General features: G+C 28.7%; 7 protein-coding genes. 5 read left to right on the top strand and 2 right to left on the bottom strand.

All coding sequences use genetic code 11. The annotated features are described in order from the left end of the window. Positions 1 to 164: 164 nt before the first annotated feature. Together MR593_RS02535 and feoB are read left to right on the top strand one after the other, a co-directional pair. On the top strand, positions 165 to 383 hold the full coding sequence (locus tag MR593_RS02535; protein ID WP_290686661.1) for a FeoA family protein: 219 nt from the start codon (positions 165 to 167) through the stop codon (positions 381 to 383). A gap of 13 nt (positions 384 to 396) precedes the next feature. Next, positions 397 to 2316, top strand: a complete 1920-nt coding sequence (gene feoB / locus MR593_RS02530) for a ferrous iron transport protein B (protein ID WP_290686659.1) — start codon at positions 397 to 399, stop codon at positions 2314 to 2316. Between the two features lie 67 nt (positions 2317 to 2383). Here feoB and MR593_RS02525 read toward each other — a convergent pair whose 3' ends face one another. After that, positions 2384 to 3073 carry a PepSY domain-containing protein gene (locus MR593_RS02525; RefSeq protein ID WP_290686657.1) on the bottom strand — a complete coding sequence of 230 codons (690 nt, stop codon included), beginning with the start codon at positions 3071 to 3073 and terminating at the stop codon, positions 2384 to 2386. A 191-nt stretch (positions 3074 to 3264) separates the two neighbouring features. Further along, entirely contained in the window at positions 3265 to 4353 is a 1089-nt protein-coding gene (gene htrA, locus MR593_RS02520; protein ID WP_290686655.1) for a serine protease HtrA, read from the bottom strand. 219 nt (positions 4354 to 4572) lie between these two features. Here htrA and MR593_RS02515 point away from each other — a divergent pair, with 219 nt between their 5' ends. The 3 genes from MR593_RS02515 (at position 4573) to MR593_RS02505 (ending at position 6728) form a co-directional block, all read left to right on the top strand. Continuing rightward, positions 4573 to 5094 carry a GNAT family N-acetyltransferase gene (locus MR593_RS02515; protein WP_290686653.1) on the top strand — a complete coding sequence of 174 codons (522 nt, stop codon included), beginning with the start codon at positions 4573 to 4575 and terminating at the stop codon, positions 5092 to 5094. A 240-nt stretch (positions 5095 to 5334) separates the two neighbouring features. Then, complete coding sequence (locus tag MR593_RS02510; protein ID WP_290686652.1) at positions 5335 to 5847, top strand: transposase; 513 nt, start codon at positions 5335 to 5337, stop codon at positions 5845 to 5847. After that, complete coding sequence (locus MR593_RS02505; RefSeq protein WP_331474720.1) at positions 5784 to 6728, top strand: IS3 family transposase; 945 nt, start codon at positions 5784 to 5786, stop codon at positions 6726 to 6728. Before MR593_RS02510 ends, MR593_RS02505 begins: the two co-directional genes overlap by 64 nt. Positions 6729 to 7181: the final 453 nt, after the last annotated feature.

Genomic DNA, 7181 nt, shown 5'->3' with positions numbered 1-7181 from the left:
CTTTTTGGTTATTTTTGAAAAAATTTATAGAAAATTTAGATTTAAATTTATTATATATTTTTAACATAATTATATCATTAGAAAACTTGACTTTTTTCAATACAATGATTATTATATAAGTATAATAATTTATTGAAAATGGATTTCATTAGGAGGTATTAATGATGACTGTTTACGATTTAAAGGTTGGTCAAAAAGCGACTATTAATAATATAAATGGCGATATACGCTTAGCTAAAAGATTATTTGCACTAGGATGTATAGATGGAACTGAAATAGCAGTAAAAAAGGTTGCTCCTTTTGGAGATCCTATAGTTATAAATTTTAGAGGCTTAAACTTAGCACTTAGAAAAAACGATGCTAAGAATATAGGTATTAAATAAAGGAGTGATGTCATTGATTAATGTGGCGTTGTTTGGAAACCCAAATGTAGGAAAAACAACCGTATTTAACTTGCTTACAGGCTCTAACCAATACGTTGGAAACTGGCCAGGAGTTACTATTGAGAAAAAAGAAGGCTATCTAAAAAAAGATATTAAAATTGTAGATTTACCTGGAATCTACGCTATGGATACTTTCTCAAACGAAGAAAAGGTATCTAAAGCCTTTTTAGAAAACGAAGATGTAGATGTAATATTAAATATAGTGGACGCGTCTAATTTGTCTAGAAACCTATATTTAACTACTCAACTTATGCAGTACAATAAACCGATTATTTTACTGTTAAACATGCTCGACTTAGCAGAAACAAAGGGAATAAAAATCGACTACGATAAGCTTGCAGATGAGCTCGGCGTAAAAATAGTTCCTATTATAGCTAAGAAAAAAAGCGGAACTGAAAATCTAGAAGAAATTATAAGAAGCTCTGTCAATAAAAAAACTTCTTATATAGACAACTTCGGAACAGAAAGCGAAACTTACGAAAAAATAGATGCAATTTTAGAAAGATGTACTATACACGATACTCAAAATAAAAAATCTATAACAGATAGAATTGACAATTTTGTTTTAAATCCAATTTTAGCTTACCCAATATTTATAGGAATCTTACTTTTATTATTTAAATTTACTTTTGATTGGGTAGGAGGACCTCTACAGGATTTAGCTACTACACTTATAGAAAATTATATCATAACACCTGTAGATGGACTTTTAGTGAATGCTAGTCCTTGGTTTAGATCATTAATTGTAGATGGTATATTAGGGTCTTTAGGTGGTACATTACCATTTTTCCCATTAATATTTGTTTTATTCTTAGGAATTTCACTATTTGAAGACAGTGGATATATGTCTAGAGCAGCATTTCTTATGGATAAAATAATGAGCAAGGTTGGTTTATCTGGTAAAGCATTTATACCAATGGTTATGGGTATAGGATGCGCATCTCCAGCTATAATGGCAACTAGAACCTTAGAGAGTGAAAAGGATAGAAAAATAACTGCATTGATTTCTCCACTTATGACATGTGGAGCTAAATTACCAATTTATGCATTATTTATAGGCATATTTTTTGATAAAAACGCAGCGATAGTTACTACTTCTCTATATATACTGGGAATTGTAGTCGCTATATTAGTAGCATTGGTTTTAAATAAAACAATTTACAAAACAGAATTAGAACCATTTGTATTAGAGCTTCCAGAGTACAGAATTCCAACATTGAGCGCACTTTTAAAAAATGCTTGGAACAAATCAAAAGGATTTTTAATCAAGGTTGTAACTGTAATGTTCTATATGTCAGTTGCTATATGGGCATTATCTTCATTTAACCTAGGAGGATTTACAGAAAATATAAATGAAAGCTTCCTGTCTTATTTAGGAAAAATAATCGCTCCTATCTTTGCTCCATTAGGATTTAGTGATTGGAGAATATCAGTAGCTTTACTAACTGGTCTAGGAGCTAAAGAAGTTGTTGTAAATACACTTTTAATTTTATTCGGCGATTTATCTACTGGACTTACTAGTGTATTTACTGTTATAACTGCTTATACTTTTTTAATTTTCTGTGCTTTATATACTCCATGTATAGCGACTTTAGCAACTATGAGAAAGGAATATGGAAATAAAATGATGTTCGCTTCTCTATTCTACCAATTTGGAGTAGCATGGATTGTGGGATTTGCTTTTAACTTCGTTGGATCTTTAATAGTATTCGGCCAAACAAATGTATCTATAGCACAATTTATTGCTTTCTTGATTGTAATTTTAGCTACTATAGTTTTATTAAATTACTATTCTAAAAACAATAAATTAAATTCAAGTCACCACTGTGATTGCTCTTCTTGTACGGCAAAATGTAGCAATCACTCAAAATAAGCTGGAATTAAAATATTCCAGCTTTTATTTTGATCAAATATTACTATATTAAGCTTTATTTTTTGAATTAATCGTCATCTCTATCGTCGTCAACATCATCGTCATATATATCATCATCGTCATCGTCGTCATCTCTATCGTCATCATATCTGTCATCATCATAATCTTTTTCAAACTCTATAACATCACCTGTTATTGCATCTAAAACTATCTCGTATTCGACATTATTTCCAACTAATTCGCCTTCGTATTCTGCTCTGCCATCATCCATATCAAATTCGAAATCTACTAATGTCGCTTCTGGAGCCTTATTCTTCATTATTTTTTTAGCTTCTTCTGTGCTTATATAATTATTTTTAGTTTCAGTTGTATTTTCATCTTTATTGCTGTCTTTGCTTATAGCTTGGTCTTCTAACTTATCTTCTTCATCATATACTTCTTTTTCAAAAGATAATATTTTACCTGTATTAGCATCTACATCTATATCATATTCCATATTATCTTTTACTAATGTTGCATCGTATTGTAATATTCCATCGTCTTTTTCAAGTTTAAATTTTATTATCTCTGCACCTGGAACTTTCTTTGCTATTAGCTCTTTTGCCTCTGCTTCTGTTATAGTAGCTTGTTGCTGTGCTGTAGTCTTAGATGTTGCTTTATTTTGAGCATTTGCCGATATATGAGATGTCCCTGATATAGATATCCCTGCTATCATTATCGCCCCTAAACCTATTGCTATATTTCTCTTTATTTTCATATTGTTTTCCTCCTAAATTTTCATATTTTTTTGTTTTGTTTTCTTTTACTATTAAATACATACTCAATATAAAATTTAGGTACTTTTTTTAAAATAAAAAATATTTTTCTAAAAACGCAACTAAAAAAGGAGCTACACACTATTTTTAGTATCATAGCTCCTAATTTATCTAATAATCTTTATTTAAATTTTTAAAAAGTAACATCTAGTTTAATTTCTTTACCATTTCTATTTACAGTTATTTGAGCCTTATCTCCAGTAGTATAATTATACAGTTGCTTTGTTAAATCTGACATTACTGATAAATCTACATCATCTATCTTAGTTATTATATCTCCAGATTTTATACCAGCTTTTTCTGCTGCTGAACCAGATATTACTTCTGAAACGTATACTCCTGATTCAGAGCTTAATTGTTGATTTGTATATTTAGCATATGTTTCTGCATCTGTACCTTTAATTCCTAATGTTACTTTTTCATAACTACCCTTTTCTATTACTGATTCTATTATTGGTTTTGCAGTATTTATAGGTATTGAGAATCCTAGACCTTCACCTTCTGAAGCCTTTGCAGTATTTATACCTATTACTTGACCACTTTCATTTAATAATGGTCCACCACTATTACCTGCATTTATACTTGCATCTGTTTGGATAAGGCCTGTCATAGTAGTTTCTTCAGTTGATATAGTTCTATCTAATCCACTGATTATACCTTGTGTAACTGTACTTGCTAGATCTAGTCCATATGGATTTCCTATAGCTATTGATATATCTCCTATAGATACCTTATCACTATCTCCAAGCTCTGCAGCTGTAAGACCTGTTTTTTCAACTTTAATTATTGCTAAGTCAAGTTGTGAATCATACCAAGCCACATTACCATCTATTGTACTTCCATCGCTAAATAATACATTTACTGTTTTGGCTTGACCATCAGATATAACATGTGAATTTGTAAGTATATATCCATTTGAATCAACTATTATTCCTGTACCCACACCAGTTGATTCTGTAGGCATAGAGAAAAAGTTATCGCTACTTACTGTAGTTGTTGTTATACCTACAACTGAAGGCAATGCTTTTTTACTTACTGCTTGATATACATTTGTTGTCTTTCCATCGTCGTTTATTACTATCTGTGAACTCGTTCCTTGACTGTTACTTGTTCCATTTAAAATACCTGTTTTATTTACTACTACAACTGTTAATAGTGAACTTAAAACGGAACAAATAATTGCCACTATTATAACTAAACTTATACTTTTTTTCTTTGACATAAAATATCCCTCCTATATCTACAATATTTTTTACTCAAATAATTTATGTACTAAATAAATATTTTAAAATATCTTTCTTTTTTCTATGTTTTTATTATATTGTATCAATCTTAATTTAAACTTAATAGCTTAAAAATAATATAAAATTTTTTGATAATACAACAAATTTTACCACAAAATAGTATACTATTTAAATAGAATTTTATAGGAGGTGTTTTTGTGGAAATAAGACAAGCAAAAATAAGTGAATTAAACGATGTAATGCAATTTTACTACGATATAACAGATGATATGAAGGGCTCTGAATTTAAACCTGGATGGGAGAAAGATGTATATCCAACAAGAGAAGCTGTACAAAACGCCATCCAAAACGATGAATTATTTATAGCTGTAATAGATAAAACAGTTGTTGCATCTATGATTTTGAACCATGAATGTACAGATGGGTATGAAACTGCTTCTTGGAATATAAGTGCAACACCAGAAGAAATAATTTCTATACATGCACTTGGTGTATCTGTAAAACAACAGGGTAAAGGGATTTCAAAGCAAATGGTCCAAAAGGCAATTGATTACTGTATGAGCCAAAATATTAAAGCTATTCGATTAGACGTATTAGGTGGCAATATACCTGCTTCAAAATTATATGAATCTATGGGATTTAAATATATAGAAACTCTAAAACTCTTCTATGAAGATACTGGTTTGACTGATTTTCTTTTATATGAATTAGTTTTATAAATTATTGGTATAAGTTTAAAATTATATTATTATAAAAATTAAACTGATTACTTGAATATAAACGTAAAAATAGAGTATAATATAAAAAAAGAGAACTACAATTCTATTGGAACTAGAGTAGTAGCTTCTAAAAAAATGAATTAAACATTATTTGTCTAAACCACTCTCATGGCCTGGACTGCACCCCAAATGTTGGACAATATATTTAATATATTAGCGCCGACAGGAGGGGTTTTTTAATTGGCTAAACTAACATACGAAGACAAGAAGGAAATGATTAGGCTGCATTTAGAGGAACATATAGGATATATAGAAATAGCTAGAAGGTTTAATGTTTCAAAAAAAGTATCTCAAATGTTAATAGAAAAATATAAAGTACATGGTGAACAAGTTCTAATAAAACAAAATAAAAGAAAATTTTCACCCGAGAAAAAACTTGAAATAATAACTCGTGTTATTAATGGAGAATCTAAGAATTCATTAGCTATAGAATATAATATTGAACGTTCAAATATCAGATTATGGCTTAAAAAATATGAAGAATTAGGGTATGATGGTCTTAAAGAGAAATCGAAAGGAAGACCACAATCAATGAAGAAAAAAGAAAACCCAATTGATTTAAATGATAAAGATGCAATTATAAAATCACAACAAGACAGGATTTTAGAACTTGAAGCTGAGGTAGAAGCATTAAAAAAATTGAAAGCCTTAGTTCTACAAAGAAACAAGCCACAAATAAAGAAAAAACAATAGTAATCAATGAACTAAGGCTAAAATATCCATTGTCTATACTACTTAAGGTATTAGATATGTCTAAATCTTCTTATTACTATACTGTAAAAGCAATGAATAAAGAAGATAAAGATGCTGAAATAAAAACAAAAATAAAAACTATTTTTGAAAAAAATAAGGGTAGATATGGATATAGAAGGATTACTTTAACACTTAAAAAACAAGGAGAAAATATCAATCACAAGAAAGTTAAAAGATTAATGAAAGTGTTAGGATTATATGGCATTACTCCAAAAGCAAAATATAAATCATATAAAGGAGATCTAAATGGAACTGTAAAGAATTTATTATTAGATAAGGAAGTAGATGAAATCAATCATAAAACAATTTACAAGCGTAATTTTTCAACAACATCAGTTAACCAAAAATGGACGACAGATGTATCAGAATTTCATATTTCATCAGGCAAATTATATTTGTCTCCAATTCTAGATATGTATAATGATGAAATTATTTCTTATGATATTTCTGAATCTCCAAACTATGCTCAAATTACCAATATGCTTAATCAAGCATTCTGTAAATACGACAATCTTAAAGGTCTGATTATGCATAGTGATCAAGGTTGGCAGTATCAAATGAAATCTTATCATAAAATTTTAAAAGATAAAGGCATTCTTCAATCAATGTCTAGAAAAGGAAACTGTCTTGACAATTCAGTAATGGAGAATTTCTTTGGAAAAATGAAGAATGAGATGTTTTATGGACACGAATATGAATTTAAGACATTAGATCAACTTAAAGAAGCAATGGAAGAATATATTAAATATTACAATGAAGAAAGGATAAAGGTTAAACTAAAAGGCTTAACTCCTTTACAAGCAAGGAATCAAGCCTTATAATTAATCTAAATTATATTGTCCAATTTTATGGGTTCACCACAAAATAGGTGATTTTTAGCTTTTAGTATAAAAGTTAATGATTAAAAATATTTTTATTTAATGAAGGAATTTATAAATTTTAGTAGAAATGTATAAATATAAAAGCCTAGGTCATATTTATGTTTAAATATAAAACAAGAATGTTATTAAAAAAGGTCATATTTATGTTACGTTTAATATGAAACTAAGTGTTATTAAAAGACATTAATACAAGAATATATGTTGTTTTCAATTTGTTATTAATATCGAACTGAGTGTTATTAAAAGGTTGGTGGTGTTGCTAAAGTAGGTTCTTATGTATCAAATTAATATCAAACTAAAAGTTATTAAAAAATACAATAGAAAAGGAGGTTATTTGATATGAGGATAAAAGTAATCGGAGAAATAATATCCAAAACAAACCCTAAAAAGACT

It is taken from the genome of Intestinibacter sp. (assembly GCF_022780145.1).
GTDB lineage: Bacteria > Bacillota > Clostridia > Peptostreptococcales > Peptostreptococcaceae > Intestinibacter.
Note: the sequence above shows the minus strand (reverse complement) of the source record. Positions and strands in the feature narration are given on the sequence as shown.

Excerpts from the sequence above, each read along its gene's own strand:
- MR593_RS02535 (WP_290686661.1), top strand. The coding sequence starts at position 165 with ATGACTGTTTACGATTTAAAGGTTGGTCAAAAAGCGACTATTAATAAT.
- MR593_RS02525 (WP_290686657.1), bottom strand. The coding sequence starts at position 3,073 with ATGAAAATAAAGAGAAATATAGCAATAGGTTTAGGGGCGATAATGATA.
- htrA (WP_290686655.1), bottom strand. The coding sequence starts at position 4,353 with ATGTCAAAGAAAAAAAGTATAAGTTTAGTTATAATAGTGGCAATTATT.